At 58.1% G+C, this 24203-nt stretch carries 13 protein-coding genes; 9 read left to right on the plus strand and 4 right to left on the minus strand.

Features of this window, described 5'->3' with window-relative positions; all coding sequences use genetic code 11:
• Position 1: 1 nt before the first annotated feature.
• The 6 genes from RISK_RS05360 to hisI all read left to right on the plus strand — a co-directional run bounded on the left by RISK_RS05360 (position 2) and on the right by hisI (position 9182).
• Positions 2–967: a histone deacetylase family protein gene (locus RISK_RS05360; RefSeq protein WP_236696044.1), complete on the plus strand. Its 966-nt coding sequence runs from the start codon at positions 2–4 to the stop codon at positions 965–967.
• Positions 968–976: 9 nt separating this feature from the next.
• Positions 977–1594, plus strand: coding sequence for an ECF-type sigma factor (locus RISK_RS05365; protein ID WP_047813253.1), 618 nt, complete (start codon positions 977–979; stop codon positions 1592–1594).
• The gene (locus RISK_RS05370) at positions 1591–4248 is read left to right on the plus strand and encodes a serine/threonine-protein kinase (RefSeq protein ID WP_047813254.1); all 2658 of its coding nucleotides are present in this window, start codon (positions 1591–1593) and stop codon (positions 4246–4248) included. Before RISK_RS05365 ends, RISK_RS05370 begins: the two co-directional genes overlap by 4 nt.
• A gap of 4 nt (positions 4249–4252) precedes the next feature.
• Positions 4253–7705, plus strand: a complete 3453-nt coding sequence (locus RISK_RS05375) for an ATP-binding protein (RefSeq protein ID WP_047813320.1) — start codon at positions 4253–4255, stop codon at positions 7703–7705.
• A gap of 89 nt (positions 7706–7794) precedes the next feature.
• On the plus strand, positions 7795–8793 hold the full coding sequence (locus RISK_RS05380; protein WP_047813321.1) for an NADPH:quinone reductase: 999 nt from the start codon (positions 7795–7797) through the stop codon (positions 8791–8793).
• Positions 8794–8801: 8 nt separating this feature from the next.
• Entirely contained in the window at positions 8802–9182 is a 381-nt protein-coding gene (gene hisI / locus RISK_RS05385) for a phosphoribosyl-AMP cyclohydrolase (protein ID WP_047813255.1), read from the plus strand.
• Positions 9183–9361: 179 nt separating this feature from the next.
• Here hisI and RISK_RS05390 read toward each other — a convergent pair whose 3' ends face one another.
• Complete coding sequence (locus tag RISK_RS05390) at positions 9362–10315, minus strand: cobalamin-binding protein (RefSeq protein WP_047813256.1); 954 nt, start codon at positions 10313–10315, stop codon at positions 9362–9364.
• A gap of 269 nt (positions 10316–10584) precedes the next feature.
• Here RISK_RS05390 and RISK_RS05395 point away from each other — a divergent pair, with 269 nt between their 5' ends.
• Positions 10585–13152 carry an alpha/beta hydrolase-fold protein gene (locus RISK_RS05395; RefSeq protein WP_047813322.1) on the plus strand — a complete coding sequence of 856 codons (2568 nt, stop codon included), beginning with the start codon at positions 10585–10587 and terminating at the stop codon, positions 13150–13152.
• Positions 13153–13231: 79 nt separating this feature from the next.
• Here RISK_RS05395 and RISK_RS05400 read toward each other — a convergent pair whose 3' ends face one another.
• On the minus strand, positions 13232–13612 hold the full coding sequence (locus RISK_RS05400) for a hypothetical protein (RefSeq protein ID WP_047813257.1): 381 nt from the start codon (positions 13610–13612) through the stop codon (positions 13232–13234).
• A gap of 201 nt (positions 13613–13813) precedes the next feature.
• Here RISK_RS05400 and RISK_RS05405 point away from each other — a divergent pair, with 201 nt between their 5' ends.
• A complete protein-coding gene (locus tag RISK_RS05405; protein ID WP_236696046.1) occupies positions 13814–14494 on the plus strand; it encodes a response regulator transcription factor in 681 nt (226 codons plus the stop codon).
• Positions 14495–14524: 30 nt separating this feature from the next.
• Here the strand turns inward: RISK_RS05405 and RISK_RS05410 are convergent, their stop codons facing one another.
• Positions 14525–21961: a type I polyketide synthase gene (locus RISK_RS05410; RefSeq protein WP_047813259.1), complete on the minus strand. Its 7437-nt coding sequence runs from the start codon at positions 21959–21961 to the stop codon at positions 14525–14527.
• A gap of 258 nt (positions 21962–22219) precedes the next feature.
• Between RISK_RS05410 and RISK_RS05415 the strand changes: the two genes are divergently transcribed.
• Positions 22220–23041, plus strand: coding sequence for a membrane protein (locus tag RISK_RS05415; RefSeq protein ID WP_047813260.1), 822 nt, complete (start codon positions 22220–22222; stop codon positions 23039–23041).
• A gap of 18 nt (positions 23042–23059) precedes the next feature.
• On the opposite strand, the gene RISK_RS05420 is transcribed toward RISK_RS05415, so the two are convergent.
• On the minus strand, positions 23060–24193 hold the full coding sequence (locus RISK_RS05420) for an ATP-grasp domain-containing protein (RefSeq protein ID WP_047813261.1): 1134 nt from the start codon (positions 24191–24193) through the stop codon (positions 23060–23062).
• Positions 24194–24203 lie beyond the last annotated feature (10 nt).

Here is a 24203-nt window from a genome sequence, read left to right on the forward strand (position 1 = left end):
GTTGTCGACGACGCAGGACAAAGTTTACCTCTCAACCAACCCGCCTGCATTGCGTCTGTATTACACCGATCACTTTGACCTGCCGTTGCCTGACGGCCACCGGTTTCCGATGGCCAAGTACCGTTTGCTGCGCCAGAGGGTGGCGGAATCGGAGCATCATCGCGATGACGTGTTGGTCGTCCCCCAAGCTGCAACGGACGAGGAACTGCTGACCTGTCACACGCCGGATTATGTCCAACGGGTTCAAACGGGAACCCTGACCAAGCAAGAAATCCGGCGAATCGGATTCCCCTGGTCCTTGCAGATGGCCGAACGCTCGCGGCGAAGCACCGGGGCCACGATCTCAGCCGCACGAGCGGCCCTGGCCGAAGGAATCTCCGCCAATCTTGCCGGCGGCACCCATCACGCCTTTGCGGGCGAAGGGGAAGGCTACTGTGTTTTCAATGACGCCGCCGTGGCCATCCGAACTTTGCAAGCCGAAGGGCTGATTCAGCGGGCCGCGATCATCGACCTGGACGTCCACCAAGGCAACGGAACCGCATCGATCCTGAAAGAAGACCCAAGCGTTTTCACCTGTTCCGTGCACGGGGTCAAAAATTTCCCGCTGCGGAAAGTGCCCAGCGACTTGGACGTCAGTCTGCCAGACGGGACGGCGGATGAAGACTACTGTCAGGCATTGCAAATCGTTCTGAACACACTCCAGAAACACCAAAACCAATCAGGCCGATTTGAACTGGTCGTCTACTTGGCTGGCGCCGACCCATTCCAAAATGACCGCTTGGGCCGCCTGTCACTCACGATGGATGGGTTGCGTCAGCGCGATGAGATGGTGCTCCAGTGGTGTCATCAAAACGAATTGCCGGTGGCAATCGCCATGGCTGGGGGTTACGCTAGTAGTGTCAGTGAGATCGTTGATATTCACTCCCAAACCCTCCATGTCGCCAAAGTTTGGTCACTGTCCCGCTGAGCTTCTTTGATGTCGTCGATCACGCAAATCCTACGAAGTAGTCAAAAAGGTGACGCGGCCAAAACCGACCAGATGTTTTCGTTCTTGTACGATGACTTGCGTCGGATGGCGGGTCGATTTCTGCAATCGGAACCGCAGCGGGAACGCCTGAGCAGCTCTTCGCTGGTGCACCAAGCCTATGTCCGAATGGTCGACCAAGACCATGTGGACTGGCAGGGTAAAACGCATTTCTTTGCCATTGGTGCCACCGTGATGCGTCGCATTTTGGTGGACCATGCTCGACGCACCCACGCCCAAAAACGCGGGGGCGGCTGGATTCGACGTCAGCTGGACGACGAAGTCACCTTTCTCCTGGATCAGGATGACGATGTCGTTGCTCTGGACGAACTGTTGCTGCAATTGGCGGCCTTGAGCCCCAGGCAAGCTCGGGTGGTCGAACTCCGATTCTTCGGCGGCTTGGGAATGAAGGAGATCGCCGCGGAACTCAACCTGGGACTTCGGACCGTCGAAAAGGAATGGGCCATGGCTCGCGCCTGGATGCGTCGCGAACTCCGCGACCCAGACGACGACGCCAATGACTCCAGCGCCGACAACGCTGCCCCCGACGAAAAATCTTCGACCTCATGATGGATGCGGATCGTTACCAGCGTGTCCGTGACCTGTTCTGGGAAGCTGAAGAGATCGCAGAGGACGCGCGGGAAGAGTTCGTTCGCACCCAAGCGTCCGGGGATGAAGACCTGGTCCGCGAAGTCCTTTCGTTGCTGTCCGAGCACGATCCCGACGCGGCTCGAGTGGAAGGCACCGCATCTCGAAAGACGCCCGGAAACGGTTTGTCGCATTTCGGACAAGGCCTTCCCACACCACGCGAGACCACCGAATCCGAAGTGGTGCGTGCGATCCGCTCCATGGCAGACACATCCTCGGGTCCCACGCCGGATTCGGTGTCCAATCTCGACCGCCCCCCGCCGTCCAGGACCGCTGCATCCAACGGTGTTCGTGAGAGCCACACGGTGCACTCCGCGCAGCGCACTCATGCGATGCCGCGTCACGATGTCGATCGCCCGCAACCCACTCCCGGGCGACATCGAAAGACACTGACCTCCATTGGTCCCATCGACCGAGCCCAACAGTACAGCTGGTTGGTTTGGCTTCTCGCTGCCACCACCATCAGTTGCATCTGGTTGGTAGCAGCTTGGGTCGACCATCGACTTCGACAAGAGAAAGAATCGTCCGCCCAACGATCGTTGTCGCTGACACTCGACCTCTCCACCCTCCAAGTCGAGCGGCTTCTCCGTCGCGACAAACAGTTTGCAATCGACTTGGCGGGGGACCCCAACGTTCGAGAGGCCATTCGTTCCCTCACCGGTGACACTTCCACGTCAATGGATCCCGACAAAGCCGATGACACCCAACAAAAACTCAACGCTTCCGTTCGAGATTTGAACGCGGCATTGCCAGAGCGGAATCCTCCGGAACTGCCCCCTTTCCAAGCACCCGAAGTCGTCTTTTTCAATCGAGAACTGCAACCACTCGCCCTGATTTTTCCCGATGGAAGCAACGGTTCACTGAACGATCCAACGCTCGCTCCACTTCCTCCTGACGGCGCAGCAGATTTGGCCCGAGCACTCAGCGGACGAACCGTGCTGCATGCTCCCGCTCCCCTGGCAAGCTTGCTCGGCAAAGAACTGGCCAACGAATTCAACGCGTCACGATCCAACCCGTTGGCTTGGATCGTTCCTGTTCATGATCACCCTCCCACAAAGTCGAAATCGCAAACCAGCCTGCGTTCCGAGGTGCTTGGAGCAGCCGTTGTCATTCCACCGAGCACCAACCGCTGGCTGAATGACTCCCTGTCCTCGATCAGTCGCTCGCAGGATGTCGATGCGTACTTGGTCGATCGCGATGGTTTCATGCAAACGACCAGCCTGAACCTGCCCGACAAAATTGCTCCGTCACAGGGAACCCCATTCCGAGTGACAGAGAGCCCCAATCCATCGGAAGCCAAGGAACGCTTGGATCGCTTCATGGCCCAACTGGATCGGTTGACCGAATCAGCCTTGCTCGATGACGATCACGAATCCACTTTTCATCGCACCATTTACCCGCTGACCATCGCAGCGGCTTCGGTTTCACACAGCTCCGAACCTCAGGTTCATGGCCAGCTTTACCGAACCTACACCGGCAAGTGGTGCATCGGTGTTTGGCGATGGCTGCCAGAATTTGGTCTTGGCCTGATTGTGGAAAGTGATTCTCAGCAAGCGGCCTATCCGTTGGCGTCCACCTGGCCCTGGGCGTTGCTCCTGTCGCTTGCCTCGATTGCTCCGATCTTGCTCGCCAAGCGATTGTCCAAGGACCCGGCACCCTCGGCGCTCAAGCAACCACTTGGACGGTACAACATCCACGAAGAACTGGGTGCCGGCGGCATGGGCGTTGTCTACCGAGCGAGCCACACCGAACTGGGACGAGAAATCGCACTGAAAGTCCTGCGGGTCGATCGGCAGGACGACGACGATCACCGACGCTTCGACCGCGAAGCCCGCTTGGCCGCCAGCCTGTGCAGCCCCCACAGCGTGACCATTTACGATTACGGTCGCAATGAACACGGGGAAGCATTCTGTGTCATGCAGTTGCTCGAAGGTTTGACGTTGTCAGAGGTCGTCGCTCGCAGTGGTCATCAAGCCCCCGGCCGGGCGATTTGGATCCTGCGTCAGGTCTGCCAAGCCGTCTTGGAAGCCCATTCTCAAGGCTTGATGCATCGCGACCTGAAACCGCAAAACGTCATGCTCAGCTTCGACACCATCGTGGGTGATTGGGCAGTGGTGTTTGACTTCGGATTGGCGAAACCGCTCGAACCCAACCAGGGTGTCTTTCAAACCGCCGAAACCGTTTGGGCCGGAACCCCCATGTACATGGCCCCCGAAAGGTTCCGGGCTCCATCGGTCATGGACCCCCGAAGCGATGTCTATTCACTCGGTTGTGTCTTATACTTCTTGTTGACAGGGCATCCGCCGTTCGCGGAATGCGACCCCGAATCCATGTTCGCTCTGATCCTGACGCAACAACCTCTCGAAATCGAAACGCATCGCGGCGAGCCGATCGATTCGGGCCTGAATGCGTTGGTCCAAGCTTGCATGGCCAAGGACAAACATGACCGAGTGGGATCGGTTGCGGATCTGATCCAGCGCTTGGATGCATTCGCCCCGCGGTATCCCTGGACGCAAGAAGACGCACACCAATGGTGGCAACGTCACGCCGATGAAGAACTCGCCAAAAAGCTTTGAACTCATGCGACGATGGTGGACACAACTTTGGCGACGTCCACGATCTTGGGTGATCCTGATCGCGTTGGTGGCCATCGCCGATGCGATCACGCCGCCAGACTGGGCCGTCGTGGTCGCCCATTTGATTCTGCTGCCGCTGGCCTGGCGAGTGCTTCACCGCCGCTTCATCACCTGGATGACCGCCATCCAAAGCCTGGCGGTCGCAGCCGTTGGCCTGCTGCATGTCTTTGGTCCGATCGCGCATCGGTTTTCGGGATCCGCCCCGACCGAGACATTCGCGTGGCTCGAACCGGTTCGTCTCTGGACCTTCTTTGCCCTGATGGCCACCGGCTACTTCCACATTTACTTGCAGGGCCGCTTGCGAACCCGGCTCAAGCACCAACGCATGCTGCAGCACCGTGTGCATCGGCGATCGCTGCAGATCCGACGCGTCAACCGTGCCCTTCGCAATGAAGTCACGCGACGACAAGAAACCCAACACCGCCTCGATCAAAGCGAAACCACCTTCCAATCACTGATCGATCGCATGCATTTGCAGGTCGCACGCAAAAGTGCCGAAGGGGTGTTCACCTACGCCAACGAACAGTTCTGCGCCGACATCGGCATGACGCCAGTCGATGTGATCGGAAGCACCGATGCGGAGTTGTTCGGGGATGCCATCGGCGAAAAATACCGCACCGATGACATGTCGGTGATGTCGACCGGACAAGCGGTCGACAAAGTCGAAGTGCACCCGGGTCCTGATGGTCGCGTCGGTTTTGCTCAAGTCTTCAAAGCCCCCGAGTACGACCAAAACGGACAATGCGTTGGCGTTCAAATTATCTTCTGGGACATCACCGAAAAACACCGCAACGAAATCGCACTCCGAGACAGTGAGGCTCGAAAACGGGCCCTGTTCGATGCGGCCGGTGACGCGGTGCTGTTGATCGATGACCAGCGTGCGATCGTGGAAGCCAACCCGTCAGCCAGTCAACTGCTGCAAGCTGGCGGCGGACGTTTGGTCGGTCGCCCATTGAATGACTTGATCTCGCCAGTGTCCAAACAGTGGGCCTCTCTGCCGTTGACCGAGCGACACCAATTGCAACTTCGCCGCGGGGATGGAAGCGCATTTGAAAGCGAGGTGTCCGTTCACGACATTCCGGTGGGCGGTGCAACCGGACATGCTGTGATCATTCGCGATGTCACTCTGCAGCGAGCTGCCTTTGAGGCCATGCGAGAAGCCAAAGCCGCTGCGGAACAAGCCAACCGTACCAAGACGCAATTCATGGCTGGCATCTCTCACGAGTTGCGAACGCCGCTCGGCGGGATCCGCGGGTTGACGGATCTGCTGGCTCAACAAACGCTCCCCAATGCCGCCCGCCGTTACGTCAACCTGATCGCTCAAAACACCGAATTGCTACGAGATGTCATCGAAGACATCCTCGACTTTGCCGCCATCGAAGCCGGTCGCGTCACGATCGACCCGGTTCCAGTGAACTTGCACGAAGTCGTGGGCGATGCCTTTGGTTGCCTTGCTGTTCGTGTCGCAGACAAACCCGTTCGACTGTGTCTGTCAATCGATCCCAACACACCGCGAAGCGTGATCGCTGATCCCAAGCGACTCCGGCAAATCGTGCTGAACCTGGCAGGCAACGCGATTAAATTCACCCATCAAGGCGAGGTGAGTTTGCGACTCAGTCCCATCGGTGAACCACGGAATCTTCGAGAAGACAACAGCACCTCCTCCAACGCCAACGCCAACGTCGACCAACGCGACATCACCGCACCCATGGCATGGTTCGAACTCACCGTTGCTGATACCGGCATTGGCATTGCTCCTGAGAATCAATCGCGAATCTTCGATGCGTTTGAGCAAGCCGATCGTGGCACCAACAAGCAATTTGGTGGCACTGGCTTGGGGCTTGCGATCGCTCGCGGTTTGGCCCAACGAATGGGCGGCGACATCACCGTGACCAGCCACGTTGGCCAGGGCAGCCAATTCCAATGTGCGTTGGCATTGCCCCTGGATCCCCGGCCCGTCAAAGCAGAGAAGTCACACGCTGCCGTTCCGCCGGAAGGTGCCACCGCGGTGGTCTCGGTTGACAACGCCACCATGCAGGACGCCATTGCAGAAACGCTGCTGCATTGCCAATGGCCGATCCGCACCCCCTCCATGCTAGAACCCGACTGTGTTCACTTGCACTGGATCCTGACGGATCAAACGGCCGACGCCGCCTTCCGCATTCGAGCCCGAAAATCCAGTGACCGCGTGATTTGGCTCACCCGGGCTGGCGAGCCCACTCCCCGGCGTGCCAAGCGTGAAGACGCGATTGTGATTGAACCGCTTCATCCAGATGAGCTTCGCCGTTGGCTCTCGGGAAAACCCTTGCTGCAATCCAGCCGAGGCCAACGCAAACGACGCCGCGGAATCAAACCATCCTCACCAACGGCCAATGCTTCGGTCGCTCCCGTTCCGCAAGTGGGTCAAACGACGTCGACCAACGAATCAGACACGCCCCATGTGACGAACGACGCACCCACCGCCGACGCCGGGTACCGGTTGCTTGTCGTCGACGACAGCGCGACCAACCGCTTGGTGATTCACGATCAATTGGTCGCCTCGGGGCATCACGTGCAGACCGCTGACTCGGGAGATGTCGCTATCCAAAGATTGGCGTCCAACACGTTTGACTGCGTCATGATGGACTTGCAAATGCCAAACATGGACGGCACCGAAGCCACCCGAATCATTCATCAACAATTCGAAAAAGCAGGCCGAACCCCGCCTCCGATCATTGCCCTGACCGCCCATGTGACCGACCAACACCGTCAACTTTGTCGCGAAGCCGGCATGGATGGCTACATCACAAAACCGGTCGACCTGGATTTGCTGCTGGGTGAAATTGAACGCGTGATGGCCGCATCGAAAACGCCTGAACCCGATGCCATGCTGCCTCCCGAATTGCCGTCGAACGACAACGCCCCTCAACCATTCGGGACAAACGAATCCCCCCTCCCTTCCACCAGCAACCCGACTTCGGTCGCGCCCCATTCGGAGTCGCCTGCAGCAGAAGCTGCCGCGGAAGAGGCGTGGGACTGGCGATCTCAATTGTCAAAGCACTGCGGGAACGACCCTGATACGATGGACTCCGTCTGCGATGCCTTCTTGATGGAAGTCCCCTCGCTGCTGAAGAATTTGACGCAGGGTGCCAAGCGAGGCGATGCGAACAAACTTCGTTCCGCATCGCACACCTTGAAGTCATGCCTGCGCTACTTTGCTCCGCAACCCGATGTGGCCAAGGCCGCCGAAGTCGAGTCGGCCATCCAAGACCCCGAGTGGGTCGAGCGTCTGAAGGCAGCCACCAACCATCCCGACCCAGCCTCGCTGGAATCACCCGAGTCCCAGGCAATCGAGACTCTTCTCAACACGGCAACCAACTGGGTCTCGCGGATTCGCGAATCGTCCAATCAACGCTAAGATAGTGTTTCTGCTGTGTCACCTCGGACGCCCCTTGTGTGACCTTGGATTTCCCGTTTGATGAACGTCCTCTTCAACGAGTTCGACCCATGAAAGCTGCCTTCATCACTGAACCAGGTCCCGCCGATTCCATCCAAATCGCGGAGCAACCGGATCCCACTCCCGGACCTGGCCAAGTCTTGATTCGTGTTTACGCCTCAGCCATCAATCCGATCGACACGTACATTCGCTCCGGCGCCATCGCCATGGATTTGCCTCAGCCATTTGTGCCGGGATGCGATGCGGCGGGTGTGGTCGAAAACGTGGGGCCCGGTGTCAAACGGTTCACGATTGGCGACCGCGTTTGGTGCACCAACCAAGGACTGCTCGGCCGCCAAGGGACTCTCGCTGAATTGATTGCGGTCGAGGAAGGCTGGGTGTTCAAGTTGCCCGAACCCGTGCCCTACGAAGACGCCGCCGCGTGCGCTCTGGTCGGTGTCACCGCTCACCTCGGATTGTTCCGTGAAGCCCAACTGTCACCCGGCGAAAGCATTCTGGTCATCGGTGGAAGTGGGGGCGTGGGATCGATGGTGGTGCAAATGGCCGCTGCCAAAGGAGCCCGTGTGATCACGACCGCGGGCAGTGAAGCGAAAGCCCAAGTCTGTCGCGATCTCGGTGCCGAAGAAGTGATTCTGTACAACGAAGAATCCATCGCCGAGAAAACCAAAGCCTTCGCGTCCGACGGCGTCAACGTGTTCTGGGAAACTCGTCGCGAACCAGACTTCGATGTCGCCGTCGACTTGCTCGCGGGCCGCGGACGCATGGTGTTGATGGCAGGGCGAGACGCCCGGCCCGCCTTTCCGGTCGGCCCGTTTTATGTCAAAGAATGCTCGCTCCATGGCTTTGTGATGTTCAAAGCCACCCCCATGGAAATGAAGACCGCTGCCGAAGACATCTCCAATTGGCTCGCCTCCGGTAAACTGTCCGCCAACATCAGTGCTCGCTTCACTTTAGAAGAAGCCGCCCAAGCTCACGCCTTGCAAGAATCAGCGACGCTGGAAGACAGCAGTCAACTGGCCGGCAAAATCATCGTCAATCTCAACACCTAATCGCTTCCATGCCTTCTCCCATTCCCAACTTTGACGCCGGGGTTCCGTGCCCCAAGACCGGCCAACCACTGCTCCCCGCCATCGCGCAAGACGCCACCACCGGGCGAGTGCTGATGCTAGCGTGGATGAACCGCGAAGCATGGGACGAAACGCTGTCGGGCAACCGCGCCGTCTACTTCAGCCGTTCACGGGGCAAACTCTGGCGCAAAGGTGACACCAGCGGCCACGCCCAAGTCGTGCGTGAAATCCGAGTCGACTGCGACGCCGACACGATCCTGTTGTCCGTCGACCAAACCGGTGCGGCCTGCCACGAAAACTACGAAAGCTGCTTCTTCCGCCGCGTCGATCCCGACGGCAAAACTCACATCACCGAAGACCGCATCGCCTAAAAGGTGTCAGGTACCTTTTTGGTAGATTGGGTAATCTACCTGCGATCGTCCACCTTGCCTGCTGAATGAATTCGGATGCCGATCCAGGTCGGCAATGTTCACGCAGAAGTGCAAGGCAATCACGCCCATCAACCAGCCAGCTTCTCGACATCATGCCGAGTCAGAAACGAACAAACTGCCTATTCTTCCAAAAAGGTACCTGACACCTTTTGGGGCTGCAGGGCGGGGGGGAGGCCGTTCGGCAGGGGATGGATTTGTGGGTGCAGGGTGTTCGCGAGAATCTCTAAACTGTCCACCAATCTCGGGCCAGGTCGACTGAAGTAAGCGGAACCGTCCACCACGTGGACACGTTCTTCCCGCACACACTTCATCTCCGACCAACCGGGATAGCCACGCAGAATCGGCATGTCTTCCAAGGTTCGCGACACGCTGAAACCGCAGCAGGCGATGAACAAGACATCGGGATCCGCGTCTCGAATGCGATCCCACGACGTGGTCACGGAACGCTCGCCCGACTCGCCCACGCATTCGTGGCCTCCCGCCAATCGAACCAACTCGGGGCTCCAGTGCCCGGCGCTAAACGGTGGATCAATCCACTCCAACAGCATCACACGGGGCACTTCGACTCCCGGCCGAGCCAGCCACTCGGTCGTGCGTTCCTGCACTCGATCCACCCTTGCTTGCAAACTGCCAATCAGAGCCTCGGCCCGGTCGGGACACCCCGCGGCTTCACCGACCAGCGTGATGCAATCGAACATCTCGGACAGCGAGGTGGGTTCCAAATTCACCACACGCGGTTGCCCGGGCAGGGAGCAGGCCGCCGCGTTGACTTCAGACTCCGCCACCGCGCACACATCGCACAACGCCTGCGTCACAATCAGATCGGGGCACAACGATTCCACCACCGGCATGTCCAGCGAGTACAACGCCCGCTCGGTTTGCAATCGCTCCCGAACCATCGCATCAATCTCGCCACTGGTCGCATCGTGCGGGATCAAGGTCCGGGTCACCTTCGGAAGACTCTCGACACCAGGCGGAAAATCACACTCATGCGTGACACCGACCAATTGGTCTCGCAACCCCAGCGCGCTAACGATTTCGGTCGCACTGGGCAGGAGTGAAATGATGTTCATGAAGGGTTTGCTAGGGCTAGAGTGGCGATGGAAGAAACTTATCACGCTCCTGCAATCTTCCCACCCGTGATGCCTGCCTGATTGCCGGACTTGCTTGGCACCTGCCCAGCAACGATGATCAGAGCCCCCTCTCGCGAACTTACGAGCGAGGATCCCACCCAAGTCATCCCACCGAGCGATTCACCATGCATCCCCCCACCGGCCCGCAACCTGCCTTTCAATCAGCGAAGCACCTTGCTTCCTGGATCCGGCCTTGCACTTGCCTTGTCGTGCTTGCAGCCATCTGCGTCGCTTCCCTCGCCACCGTGGCCCACGCTGATGACGAAGCGCTCCGGACGGTTCAGGATGGCGTGCCCCAAGGCAAACTCACCAAGGGCGTGTTTGAGACCAGCGAAACGTTTCCGGGAACTCGTCGCGATTATGCCGTTTATGTTCCATCGCAATACGATCCGGAAACACCAGCGAACTTGATGGTGTTCATGGATGGCATGAACTACGCGAAACCCAATGGTTCGTTTCGTGCTCCGATCGTGCTCGACAATTTGATCGGCAAGGGGTTGCTGCCGCCAACGATCGCGGTCTTCGTCAACCCCGGCACGGTGCCCGCCACCAAACCAGGTGCCAAAGCTCGGAGCAATCGTTCGTTCGAATACGATTCGCTGGGAGATCGTTACGCGGGATTCTTGATCGATGAATTCCTCCCCGTGGCCTTGAAGGACCTGCAGGTTTCTTCCGATCCCAAACGACGCGCCGTGGCGGGCATCTCTTCGGGTGGCATCTGTGCGTTCACCGTGGCTTGGGAACGGCCAGATCAATTTGGCAAGGTGATCAGCCACATCGGCAGCTACACCAACATTCGTGGCGGTTGGGCTTACCCTGGTTTGATTCGCAAAACCAAATCCAATCCCAAACCAATCCAGGTTTACCTGCAAGAAGGTCGCGATGACTTGAGCAACCTGCACGGCAACTGGCCGCTTGCCAACCGTGACATGGCCGCCGCACTTCAATTCGCAGGCTACCAATACAAATTCGTGATGACCGAGGGCGGGCACAGCGGCCAGTGGGGCGGAAAAGAACTGCCCAGCGCCTTGCAGTGGCTTTGGAACGACGAGGCCGAATCCACCGTCATCCCTCCCGCATCGACCAAACCCAAATGGGAGCCTCACCCGCTCGCCGTCGTCAACGAAAACGTGCCGCAAGGCAAAGTGGAAACGATGCCACCTTGGAATTCGAAGATTTTTGGCAACACCATTCGTGACTGGTCCGTCTACGTTCCGGCTCAGTACGACGCGAGCAAACCAGCGGCATTGATGGTGTTTCAAGATGGCGAACGAATGCGAGACACCAAGGGTCGTTGGCGAATCCCAACCGTGTTCGACAACTTGATTGCCAGCGGTGAGATGCCTCCCACGATTGCAGTGTTCCTCAACCCAGGCCACGACAAATCGAAACCTCGCCAAGGCCGCAAGTCATCCAATCGTGGCTTCGAGTACGACAGCCTCGGTGATCGTTACAGCCGATTCTTGCTGGAAGAAATCCTTCCCGAGGTCGAAAAGAAATACAACCTTTCCGACGATCCCAACATGCGTGCGATTGGCGGATCGAGCTCCGGAGCGATCTGTGCTTTCACCGTTGCCTGGGAACGTCCTGATCAGTTCCGCAAGGTTTACTCCAACGTCGGCAGCTTTGTGAACTTACGTGGTGGCGACATCTATTCGTCCCTGATTCGCAAGACGGAACCCAAACCGATTCGCGTTTCCATGGCCGACACCAGCGGTGACAACGACAATCCTTTTGGGCACTGGCCGATCGCCAATCAACGCTTGGAATCATCGCTGAACTACATGGGCTACGACGTGCGTTTGGATTGGGCGGAAGGTTACGGGCACAACGCCGACTTTGGCAGCATGCAATTCCCCGAAGCCATGAAATGGTTGTGGCGAAAGGAGACTCACACGCCTGCCATCGATACCTCGGACGACCTGCGAGGCGACCTGACGCTTCTGAATCTGTTGGTTCCTGGCAAGTCTTGGGAGGTGGTGGCAGACAACCTCGGCTTTGCCGACGCTCCCTGCAGCGACGCGGAAGGAAACTTCTACTACTGCGACATGCGTGCTCCCGCGGTTGTCCGAGTCAACGTGACCGACCAAAGCAAAACTGTCATCGCGAAAGAATCGGTCAGTGGGTTGATGTTCGGCCCTGACGGGTTGCTCTATGCCTGCCAGGGATCCAAGAAGCGTGTGATCTCAATCGACCCGAAATCGGGCGAAGTGAAAACGATCGCCGAAAACGTCGCCCCCAATGACCTGGCCGTTTCCGATGAAGGCTACTTGTTCATCACCGAAACCGGGGCTCACCAAGTCACTCGAATCAACATTGAAACGGGTGAGGTGACTTCGGCCGATGAAGGAATCTCGCGTCCCAACGGGATTGCGTTGTCCAACGACGGCGGCACATTGGCGGTGTCCGATTACGGTGGGGAGTTCACTTGGACATTCCGAGTCAATGCGGACGGTGTGCTCAATGCCAAGATGCCGACCATGCCGATGCGATTGCCAATCGACCCCAAGGGTGAATTCAAATTCAATGAACCACCGCCCTATCTCACCGCTTCCAAAGGTGACGGCATGGCGGTCGACAAGATCGGTCGGTACTACGTCACCAGCGAATTGGGCGTGCAGATCTTTGACCCCACGGGTCGTCCCTGCGGCGTGCTTCCCAAACCGAATCCGGCAAAGCCACTGACCAGCTGCGTGTTGGCAGGACCAGATCACTCCCATTTGTACGTGACCAATGGAACGACGATCTATCGCCGGGAATTGACCGTCAAAAAGTGATGTCTGCGGACTGGATTCGCTTCAAGGCAATCAAATGCGATTCCTTGAAGCGTCATCCATCAGCAACTCTTTCGTCCGCTTAGGCGGACATGTTCTTGGGGAGCAACGCTCGCAAGAACTGAGGCAACACGCCCATGTAGCAGCTGCACTTCGGGCAGACCGTGGATTGGTCGCTGACCAAGTACTCGCATCTCGGACACGGTCGATGTGACCCCGTGGATGGGTCGCTGGGTTGAGTTTCACTCTGCTGAACCGGCATGCTTGCCTCCCCCAGAATTCGCATCACCCCCGTGTCTGAAAGCGAATCTCGCTGAGGGGGTTGCTCGGGGACGGTGAAAGCATCCTCCCACGGAACGGTGACCGCGACGCCACAACGTGGGCAGGGCAAAGTTTTGCCAGCCAGCGCCCCAGCGGCTCGCAAATGGTGCCCATTGCTACAAGTCAGTGATTTTCGATTCATCTTTTCATCCTGTTTGGTGAAACCGTGTGAGTCTCCACTCTCGGCAAGGCTTCAATGCCGATATCGGGGCAAGGTTCCGCCAAATGAATCGGGAAATCGTTTCCCCAGGGATTCGTTTTCACACGCCTTTTCCGTCGGAACCTTCTTCCAGGACTGGGGTTCCAACGCCTGAACGTTCGTGCCCAAGCAGGAAAAAATGCAATGCAAGATCGACTGCTATTGGTCGAAGATGACACTCACTTGGCAGCGATGGTCAGCGATTTCCTCCATGAACACGGTTTCACGGTTGAAATCGAAAATGATGGTGAACTCGCAGCGAAAAGAATCGTCCACAATCGGTTTGATGCCATCGTGTTGGACATCGGTCTCCCGGGCATGAACGGGATCGATGTCTGCCGCGCGGTGCGCAACCAATTCTCGGGACCGATCATCGTGTTGACGGCTCGCGGCGAAGAAATCGATGAAGTCGTTGCGTTGGAGGTCGGCGCGGATGACTTCATGAGCAAACCAGTTCGTCCACGTGCCTTGCTCGCGCGTCTGAAAAACCACCTTCGAAAGTCTGACACGCAATTGAACGAAGAGGACCGAATCATTGTCGGCGATCTCATTGTGACGCCCGCCAAACGCCAGGTCACCATCGGGGGAGACACGGTCGAGATGACCACCGCGGAGTTTGACTTGATTGAGTACCTGGCAATACGAGCGGGATCGGTCGTCGCCCGCAAAGACATTTATGTCGACCTGCTGGGTTTGCCCTACGACGGCCTGGATCGTTCCATCGACCTGCGTGTCTCGCGTGTTCGTCGAAAACTCGGCGATGACCCAAACCAACCCACACGAATCAAATCGGTTCGCGGGGTTGGATACCTGATGGCGAAGTAAACGCCCCCCATCCTCTCGCATGCCAAGACGTCATTTCGCCGTCGCGTGCTGTTCCATTCGCTTCGCCAATTCGCGAGCCTGCTCGCCCATCAGCATCGTGAAGTGATCTCCATCGGTCTGTTCCACAATGACCTCTGTGTCGAGCTGAGACGCCCAATCCAAGTGGTCGGTCCAGCGTTCTCCCGAGGAACCCTCCAGCGCGGTGGTCTTCACTGGCAGGATCAGCTGCACACTTGGGCTGGCCGGATCAATCTCATACGACTTGATGAACTGAACATGCCGCCGACTGGTGTCGATCAACTTGCGAACCATCTCGGCAGAAGCTGACTGACTGAGAACCCCGGCACGCTGCGCTTCTTCCAACACAAGCTGCCAGATTTTGTCTGTCCCACGCGCGCCTTCCAACTCTTCCGCGGTCAGACGCATGTTGGTCCCGGAAAACGCATTGGAGAACTGAATCAGATCGGCGACAAACTGAACGTCATCGTTCGGATCCACGTTGCGGTAGATCGATGGAAGCGGAGTGTCCAACAAAGTCACCGACACATCGTCGCGACCTCGTTTTTCCAAACGCCGGGCCAACTCAAGAGCGAACACGCCGCCCGCAGACCATCCAATCAACCTCAGTTCCTCATCGGCAAACTGTTCCTGCACCAGATCAACGTACTCGTCCATCATCGCATCGAGCGTTGCCGGTGGCTCGCTGACTCCGTCGGATCCCCCGCCTGCCAACGCGTGCACGGGCTGGTCGTCATCCACCTGTTGCGAGAAATCGGAGTAGCAGGCCGTGGATCCACCCAAGGGATGAATGCACAGCCAAGGCGAACGGCTTCCCTCGGCTTTCAATGGAACGATCAACGCAGTCCGATCGTTCGCGTTTCGTGTTGGTTTGCCACTCGCGGCTTTCATGCCTCCATCCTCGTCAGCGAACTGCGAGACCACATGGCCAACCAAACTGTTGATCGAGGGGGACTCAACGAGTGCTGACATTGGGATGGTGATGGCCAAACGTTGTTCGAGATTGTTCTTCAACTCCATCGCGATCAACGAATCCATGCCCAGCTCACTGAGCTTTTGCGTGACGTCAATTTGCTCGGCTTCCCATCCCATCAATCGAGCCAACTCGGACGCGAAATAATGGCGCAACTGGTCGGTTCGTTCGTCTTCTGGGATTCCCGCCAACCGAGCCCGAAATTCATGATCAACCTGATCCACCTTCGAATTGGAATCGGCCAGTGAACTGTCTGCGAATTCGGTGAAGAAAGGCCGGGTGCGACGCATGCTGTTTGTCATCGCTGGCCAGTCCACATCCATCACCGCGACGTAGTGATCGCCGGCCTCAATGAGTTCTTGCATCGTTTGCAAACACGCCTCGGCGGGAAGCAAATGCATGCCCCGAGATTCCAACTGAGACGAGCGGTCTTCCGTGGCCGCCATGCCCGATTCCGCCCAGGGTCCCCAGGCGATGCTGGTCGCGGGCAAACCTTTGCCACGCCGATACTCAGCGAGAGCGTCCAAGAACGAATTGGCCGCAGCATAGTTGGCTTGTCCAGGCGATCCCAAGCACGCGGCGATGGAAGAGAACAAGACAAACGACTCAATCGGAAAATCTTTGGTCGCCAAGTGCAAATTCCATCCGCCTTGCACCTTGGGCCCCATCGGAACGAGCAACTGCTCCGCCGTCATGTCCATCAACAAACCGTCCTGAAGAACACCGGCCGCGTGATAGACGTGTGCGATTGGTGGCATGCCATCGGGCAATTGCTTCAGCGCCGAACGCAGCGATTCCAGATCCCCCACATCGCCTTGCAACACGATCACGTTGGCATCGTCCGATTCTTCCGTCAAAGCATCAATCTTTGCCGCGACCTCGCCGGTTGGCTGACGACGGGACAGCAGTGCAATGCTGGTTGCCCCCTCATCGATCAATCGTTTGGCCAGCTTCAATCCGATCGCGCCGGTCCCGCCGGTGATCAAAACCGTCGACGCAGCCGACTCATCCTTCGCCTCAGTCTCAGCGGTGGAATCCATCGTGCTCTGCGTCGACATTCGCGTGATGACTTTGCCGATGTTCTTTCGCTGCGCCATGTAGCGGAACGTTTCGACCATTTCGGTCTGATCAAACTCGGTGCAGGCAATCGGTTGCAAGTCGCCTGCTTCGAATCTCTCAGCAAGCTCCGACCACAATTTCTCGATCTTCGCTGGACGCTGCCGCAACACGCGATCCAAGTCGATCGCGTGATAAGACAGGTTGTCTTGGAAGGGCAGCAACCCCACTTTGCGGTCTTGGTAAATGTCGGTCTTGCCGATTTCCAAGAAGCGACCGTAGGCGTTGAGCACACCGAGACTTTTCGGAATCGCTTCGCCGGGAAGCGAATTCAAAACCACGTCCACGCCTTGGCCGCCAAAGGCACGCCGAATGTCGTCAGCAAACGCCGTGGTCCGCGAATTGAAGACATGCTTCACCCCGCAGCCACGCAGAAAATCGCGTTTCTCATCGCTGCCCGCCGTCGCGATGACTTCGGCACCCAGGTACTGAGCGATCTGAGTGGCGGCCAATCCAACCCCGCCGGCCCCAGCGTGGATCAACACGCGTTCGCCAGGTTGCACATCGGCCAAATGCACCAGCCCATACCAGGCGGTCAAAAACGCGATCGGGATCGTGGCGGCCTCGACATCATCGATGCCGGCCGGCCGTTTGACCAGCGTGTACTCCGGTGTCTTCGCGTGCGAACCAAAGCTGAACGGAGCGACTCCCATCACTCGATCGCCAACTTGAAAGCGTTTTGCATCTTCGCCGACCGCAGTGACAACGCCGGCGCATTCAATCCCCAGTGGCACCACTTTGTCAGTGATACCGGGGTACAACCCCATCACCTTCAGCACATCGCTGAAGTTCAACCCGGCGGCATTGACCCGCAGTTCAACTTCACTTCCCTGAGGCGCCTCGCGTTCCATGGGCTCAAAGTACAGCGAATCGAAACTGCCGGTCTGACGAAAACGCAAGCGGTGTGGCTGCGACGGAATGGTGATCGTCGTTTCGCCACCTGCACCGTCCTGAGCATGTCGTTTCACCAAGCGAGCGAGATAGCGTTTGCCACCTCGATAAGCAACGTGATCTTCCTCATTCTCCGCAACCGTCTCAGCCATGACCGCGGATGCATTGGATTGGTCCGTCGCCGATGGATCCAGATCCAACAAACGAGGCTTGAGATCCGCGAGCTCCATCATCGCAACGCGAATCATTCCCCACACAGGCGCGTGAGCCAAATCAATGTTTGTCTCCGATGCAGAAACCGTTTGAGCTCCCTTCGTGACATGCCACCACCCTCGAAAGTGTTTTCCAGGCGTGACGTGCTCAATGGCCGAGCGGACTTGCGTGAGCGCCTCCTGACACGCGACTTCCGCGTCACCCGCCGGGTCGCTCGATGCTTCGCTTGAATCCCAAAGGGTGATGATCGCCGCGAGTGGCTTCGTCGACTCCTCCCGCGCGGCAAGTGATTTCAAATCACACTCCAACTCGCCGGTCACGACCTGCGCCCCGAGACCAACCAACTGCTTGGCAACCGAATCTCGCAACGATCCACCTCCGCCAAGCAACCATACCTGCTGCCCATCCAAGTCCACCTCAGCAGGCACAACCGGCGATGACTCAGCGTCCTGCCAATCGATCTGATACAGCGAATCGTCCAGTGACTCTGACGCACCACCCCCCACGCGTCCGACACGTGTCACACGAACGCCGGTCCATTCGGCCACGACCTCGTCGCGTTCGTTGACCAGCCAAACGTCGCCTTCCACGAATTCGGGATCCAAGACCTCTCCCGCTGAAGTCCGCCGGCCATACGTCCGAAGCGTTCCCGAGGGACGCTGATGAACCACCGCCCGCGAAACTTTCGTGGGCATGTATGTCGCTTCGCTGAACGTGTCGTGATCTGGACGCGGAACCAATGCCGAGAACGTTTGCATCAACGCATCGCCCAACACGGGATGCAAGATGTAGTCATCGAATTCAGCTCGCGTGGTATCGTCGCACTGAATTTGGCCCAGTGCCTCGTCGATCGAATAGTCGACGCGATGCAACATCCGGAATCGTGGTCCGTACTCCAGTCGTCGATGCGACATCAAGTCATAGAATTCGTCGTGACCTTTTCCCCCGACAAAACGCTGAGCAACGGTCGACATGCCGGGTGGCGGCAAGACGACTTCCACCTCGGTCGATTCGTCGGACTGTTCCGCAGGGACCAGCGAAGCGGACATGTGCCGTTGCCAAGGCTCTCTGGCATCGACACGATCGCGAGAAAAGACCTCCAGTGAAAGACTTTCATCCACGATGGTTTGAAACGTCTTCCAACGATCTTCGCTGACGAACATGGCGTGTTCGATGTTCGCATCCGTGATCGCATGCGAACCAGCACCGAAGCGATCTCGAGCCGCGGCGAAGGCGACCTCCATGAACGCAGCTCCGGGCAAATTGACCGATCCTTGCACCGCATGATCGGCCAAGAACTCCGGTGAGCGAGCAGACAAAGCGTTTTCATACAACCGACTCTGCAGCGCCGATGGCTGCAATCGGCCCAGCATCGGATGCAGGAATTCGCCTGCCCCCGAGCGACTGCGAGATGGATCCTCGACGATGTCATCCGATGGATCCAACCAATATCGCTGGCGATCAAAAGGATAGGTTGGCAACACCAAACGTCGTCGTTGCCAAGGTTGATCGAAGGCACGCCAATCAACCTTGCCGCCGCGAGCGTGAACGTCGCCCACCGCTTCGTACAGGACTGTTTCGTCGTCGTTGCCGGACCGGAGCGATGGTGTCCAAATCGCGTTGGATTCTGGCAAGCAACGTTTCCCCATGCCGGTCAAAATCGGTGACGGACCAACCTCCAACATCACATCGATGTCCATCTCGGAAAGAGCTTGCATACTGGGTTGGAAACGAACCGCGTTGCGAATGTGATCGCACAGGTAGTCGGCGTCCCAAGCCTTGGTCAGTTGCTCCCCGGTCAGGTTGCTGATCAAAGGAATCCGTGGTGCCTTGAATTCACATTGCTCGGCGATCTTCCGGAACTCATCCAGCATCGGTTCCATCAACTGCGAATGAAACGCGTGAGACACCTGCAAGGCTTTGGAAGCAATGCCAGCTTCCTCGCAGTGTTTGGCGAACGCGTCGAGATCCGACAACGGTCCAGACACGACCGTGTTCTGCGGCCCATTCTCAGCGGCGATCGAAAGAGTCCCGCTGCCCGACGTCTGAAACTCTCCAAGTTGTTTGGCGATGACTTCCGCCGATTCAAACATCGCTGTCATGCCACCGCCGGCAGCCAACTCACCCATCAAGCGGCCGCGATGAGCGATCAAGCTCAATGCGTCGTCCAGCGACACGACTCCCGCGATGCAAGCGGCCGCGAATTCTCCGACGCTGTGTCCCAACACGACCTGTGGTTTCACGCCCCACGACAACCACAGCTTCGCGAGGGAATATTCGATCGCGAACAGGGCAGGTTGGGTGTACCGTGTTTGATGAACCAAATCCGAATCCGGGCCCTCCCCGTACAACACATCCAGCAAACGCTTGGGCAACACCTCCGACAGGATTTCATCGCACTGCAGCATCGCCTTGCGAAACACCGGCTGGGTTTCGAACAAACCTTTGCCCATGCCCGGCGATTGCGATCCTTGGCCAGTGAACAAGAAAGCGATTCGCGTGGCGCGGCTGGTCACGGTTTGTCCGCTGCGGATACCGGGACCTTTCTTGCCTTCGCTCAACTGCGTCAACTGCTGGCCAAGTTGCTTTGAGTCTTCAAAGACGACCGTGGATCGGTGGGTGTGGTGAACGCGTCCCACGTTCATCGTGTGAGCCACATCCACGATGTTGTCATCGTTGCGTTCCAGGTGCTGCTTCAATCGCGAGGCAACCTCCGCGATGGCGGCTTCGCTCTTCCCACTCAAGGCCAGCACATGCCGAGTTCGCTCCTTCGTTTGGGACTCGTTCGAACCAGCGACCTCGACCGTTTCCTTCGGCAAATACTGCTGCATCAACAAGTGCGTGTTGGCTCCGCCAAAGCCAAACGAACTGACACCGGCGATCAATGGCTCATCGTCCACAGGCCAAGGGGGTGATTGAGCGGGAATCACAATGCGGGAACGCTTCAGCGACATTCGCGGGTTCAGCTTTTTCAGATGGAGCTGACCGGGAATGGTTTGGTGACGCATCATCAACAACAACTTGATGATGCCAGCCACACCCGAGACCGTTTCCATGTGGCCCACGTTGGCTTTGACACTGGTCACATAACAAGGCGGGTCGACGCCGGGTGTTCCGGAGAAGACCTGGGTCAGCGCATCAACTTCGATCGGATCGCCCAGTGGTGTTCCAGTGCCGTGGGCTTCGATGTAATTGACTCGGGAAGCGGGCAAACCTGCTTCGCGAAGTGCGGTCCGAATGACCGCTTGTTGCGACACACCGTTGGGCGCCGTGATACCACTGGTTCGACCATCTTGGTTGGTCGCGCTGGCCAGGATCGTTCCCCAGATGTGATCGCCATCTCGCTCGGCATCGCGGAGTCGTTTCAACAACAACATTCCACAGCCTTCACCGCGAACGTAGCCATTGGCATCGGCGTCGAAAGGTCGACACTGACCATCCGGCGACAGCATTCGAGCTTTCGAAAACGCGATGGTTGTTTCGGGGGTCAAAATCGCATTCACACCGCCGGCGAGCGCCGCGTCGCATTCGCCGGATCGCAAACTTTGCACGGCCAAGTGAATCGCCATCGTCGAGGACGAACACGCGGTGTCGATCGCCATGCTGGGACCACGAAGGTCCATGATGTAGGACAACCGGTTGGCGGCAATCGAAAGGGCGTTGCCTGTCCCAACATGCGCATCGATGTACTGGTAGTAACCGTCGTAGGTCGACGGGACCTTCGAGTAATCCGTGCCGCCGATTCCGACGTAGGCCCCAACGGGAGTTCCCGCCAAACTGGAAACAGGGATGCCCGCGATCTCAAATGCTTCCCAACTGACTTCCAACAACAACCGTTGTTGGGGATCCATCCGCGCGGCTTCACGCGGCGAGATGCCAAAGAACTTGGGATCGAATTGATCGATGTTGGCGACCATTCCCGCGCGACGAACCGACATCCGTCCGGCCTTTTGCCCGGTGGGGTCGTAGAGCGAATCCACGTCCCAGCGTTCCGGCGGGATCTCCGCGGTCGCATCGATCCCTTCGGAAATCACCTTCCAATAAGCGTCCAAATCCGGCGCACCGGGAAACCGGCACGACACGCCCACGATCGCGATCGGTTCCGCAGTCGCCGTCGATGGGCGCGAACCCGCCGAATTGGTGGCAGGGGAGGGCGTCGAGGAGGATGAACGGGCCAAACGTTTTCGCAGGGCAGCTCTCTGCTCCGGAGAGAGTTTCGCGAGGCGTTCGGAAAGGTCACGTTCAGGTGAATTCACGATGCAGTGTTCAGGTTAGATGTTCAGGCGGGAGGCGAACGAATTCGCGAAGCCGAGATGTCTTCACAAGTTTGCTTAAGCGACGAAGAATTACTAGCACCGGGGGGGACTTCCCAAAGCCTTGATTGTGAGTCGTCGTTTCGGTCATTTGCATCTATACTAACCCCCAAACCGCCTCACCCATGGGTCCGTTTCTGCTCGGAGTGGCCCGCCCGGTTTCGCGAGACGTCCGTCTTCCCTTCTGCCAACGATTTCTTGATGCCGATTCGCTTGCAATGCTCTTGTGGCAAACAACTTAGCGTCCGCGATGAATTTGCCGGAAAAGCAGTCAAATGCCCCGGATGCAGCAAGGCAATTCGCGTGCCGGCTGCCGGCGGGCCCGCCAAGCCAGCCGCACCGCGGGCCGCGAAGCCTCAAGCCGCGGCCGCTCGGCCCGCCGCATCCCGTCCGGCCCCCCAAGCACCGCAATCTGACTCGCTGGACGATTTGTTCACCGAAGAAGGTTTCGATCGCCAGATCGCGGGGGTGTGCCCAGCCTGCAAATACGAAATGGCAGCGGGAGCCGTGCTGTGCACCAAATGCGGCTACAACAAAGAAACCGGCACCAACATGGAAGGGCACAAAGTTGCCGGTGTCGACATCGACATGGGCACCCTGGCCCTGATGAAAGCGGAAAAGGACATGGTCCGCGATGTTGCATTGCAAGAAAAAATGCACAAGGGAGCTGGCATGCCACCCTGGATGCTGGCGTTGATCCTGTTCATCGTCGGCAGTGCCGTTGTGATCGCCGTCTTGGCCGTCAACGCCTCCCGCCGCACCGAGCAACTGCAATTCAAGCCGCTGCAAATGTTTTGCAATTTGGGCGGTTCCGCGTTCGCCATGGTCGCCATTGGCTGCGTGCTGACGCTGATCGCTCGCGCTTTCAAAGTCAGTCGCAACGAGGGCCTGCTCTCTTTGACGATCCTATACGTTCCGATCTTTGTCATCCGCCACTTCCGCGACAACTGGAAACCTGCCGTGACCGCGATCATCTGCGGCGGTTGTGCAGGCGGTTTCTTCGCCATGGCCTCGCGAATGTGATCCTCTTCGGATCGCCGCCTACCGAAGTGTTTGCGGGTGCACCTCACCTTCCGCTGTCCAGCAGACGGGATCGGACGACCATTCAAACGAGCGTTTGCTGATCGCCGTTTCTGGGCTTCTGCACGACTCCCAAATCGAGGTCAAGTTTCCTCTCACCAGCTCTCGAACACCGATGTACGAGGTCGTCAGCCGTGGATTGATCTCGATCACGCAGTCCTCTTCGGGACGATCCCCCAAGATGAAGTCGATCCCCAAAAATCCTCGCGGCGGTTCTGGCATGGCCCGCAACACTTGATCTGCCAACGCCCGCCCACGCGACTGCAAATCAGATTCGATTGGACCGCTGCCGCCTCGGTAGCGAGCCCCTGAGCCAGCGGGTTGGCTGGGAAATGCAAGGTCGTCCACGCACCATTCGCAATCCTGCCACATCGCGGGACAGATGACTGGCTGGTTTCTTCCCTTGGTCATTCCACCATCGGTCATTGCACCAACGATCAAGATCGATGCCGGTCGGCCTTCGATCCAAGCCTGCACGATGTCGTTGCTCTGACTCCCCGAATCGGCCGACACCCGATCATCGAAAACACGGACCGACTCGGAACCACAGCCATCCCTGGGCTTTCGAACCCAACGTTTGGCATCCAGCCCGACGGATCCCCACCCGTCCATTTCGCGAGCTGCATCGTCTGATAGCTGGCATTTCTGGGCCCAAGTCACTGGCGTCGCGATCTTGTGTTTGGCCAACCACTGGGCGGTCAGCCATTTGTCCGTCGCCATGCGAACCAGCGTCTGATCCACCGCCAACACCTCCACCCCGGACTCGCGAAAAACCGTGATCATCCGGTGGAGTTCGCCGTCGGTCTCGGGGGCGACAACGATCGCCACGTCACACGTTTGGGCCGCTTCCAACCAAGCTTCTGCGACGTTCGCGGATGCATTCACAGTGAGCCGCTGAACGTCGCGGGGCAGAACATTCGCGAGATTTTCCAGCCTGGCATCCAGCGGCGTGAGCACATCTGCCCAAGCCGCGAAATCGGTGACCAAAGCCTGCCACATCGCTCGACCTTCCCTCAGCAGCGAAGGCGGGATCTGTTCCAGCGGCGTGGACACCATGCCACCGCCGCACAAATACTCACCCACAAAGACTCGCATGAGCAGGTGC

It is taken from the genome of Rhodopirellula islandica (genome assembly GCF_001027925.1).
Taxonomy (GTDB): Bacteria; Planctomycetota; Planctomycetia; order Pirellulales; family Pirellulaceae; genus Rhodopirellula; species Rhodopirellula islandica.

Coding starts and splice junctions, on each gene's coding strand:
- RISK_RS05375 (WP_047813320.1), top strand. CDS start 4,253: ATGCGACGATGGTGGACACAACTTTGGCGACGTCCACGATCTTGGGTG.
- RISK_RS05400 (WP_047813257.1), bottom strand. CDS start 13,612: ATGAATCGAAAATCACTGACTTGTAGCAATGGGCACCATTTGCGAGCC.
- RISK_RS05365 (WP_047813253.1), top strand. CDS start 977: ATGTCGTCGATCACGCAAATCCTACGAAGTAGTCAAAAAGGTGACGCG.
- RISK_RS05405 (WP_236696046.1), top strand. CDS start 13,814: ATGCAAGATCGACTGCTATTGGTCGAAGATGACACTCACTTGGCAGCG.
- RISK_RS05420 (WP_047813261.1), bottom strand. CDS start 24,193: ATGCGAGTCTTTGTGGGTGAGTATTTGTGCGGCGGTGGCATGGTGTCC.
- hisI (WP_047813255.1), top strand. CDS start 8,802: ATGCCTTCTCCCATTCCCAACTTTGACGCCGGGGTTCCGTGCCCCAAG.
- RISK_RS05380 (WP_047813321.1), top strand. CDS start 7,795: ATGAAAGCTGCCTTCATCACTGAACCAGGTCCCGCCGATTCCATCCAA.
- RISK_RS05370 (WP_047813254.1), top strand. CDS start 1,591: ATGATGGATGCGGATCGTTACCAGCGTGTCCGTGACCTGTTCTGGGAA.
- RISK_RS05415 (WP_047813260.1), top strand. CDS start 22,220: ATGCCGATTCGCTTGCAATGCTCTTGTGGCAAACAACTTAGCGTCCGC.
- RISK_RS05390 (WP_047813256.1), bottom strand. CDS start 10,315: ATGAACATCATTTCACTCCTGCCCAGTGCGACCGAAATCGTTAGCGCG.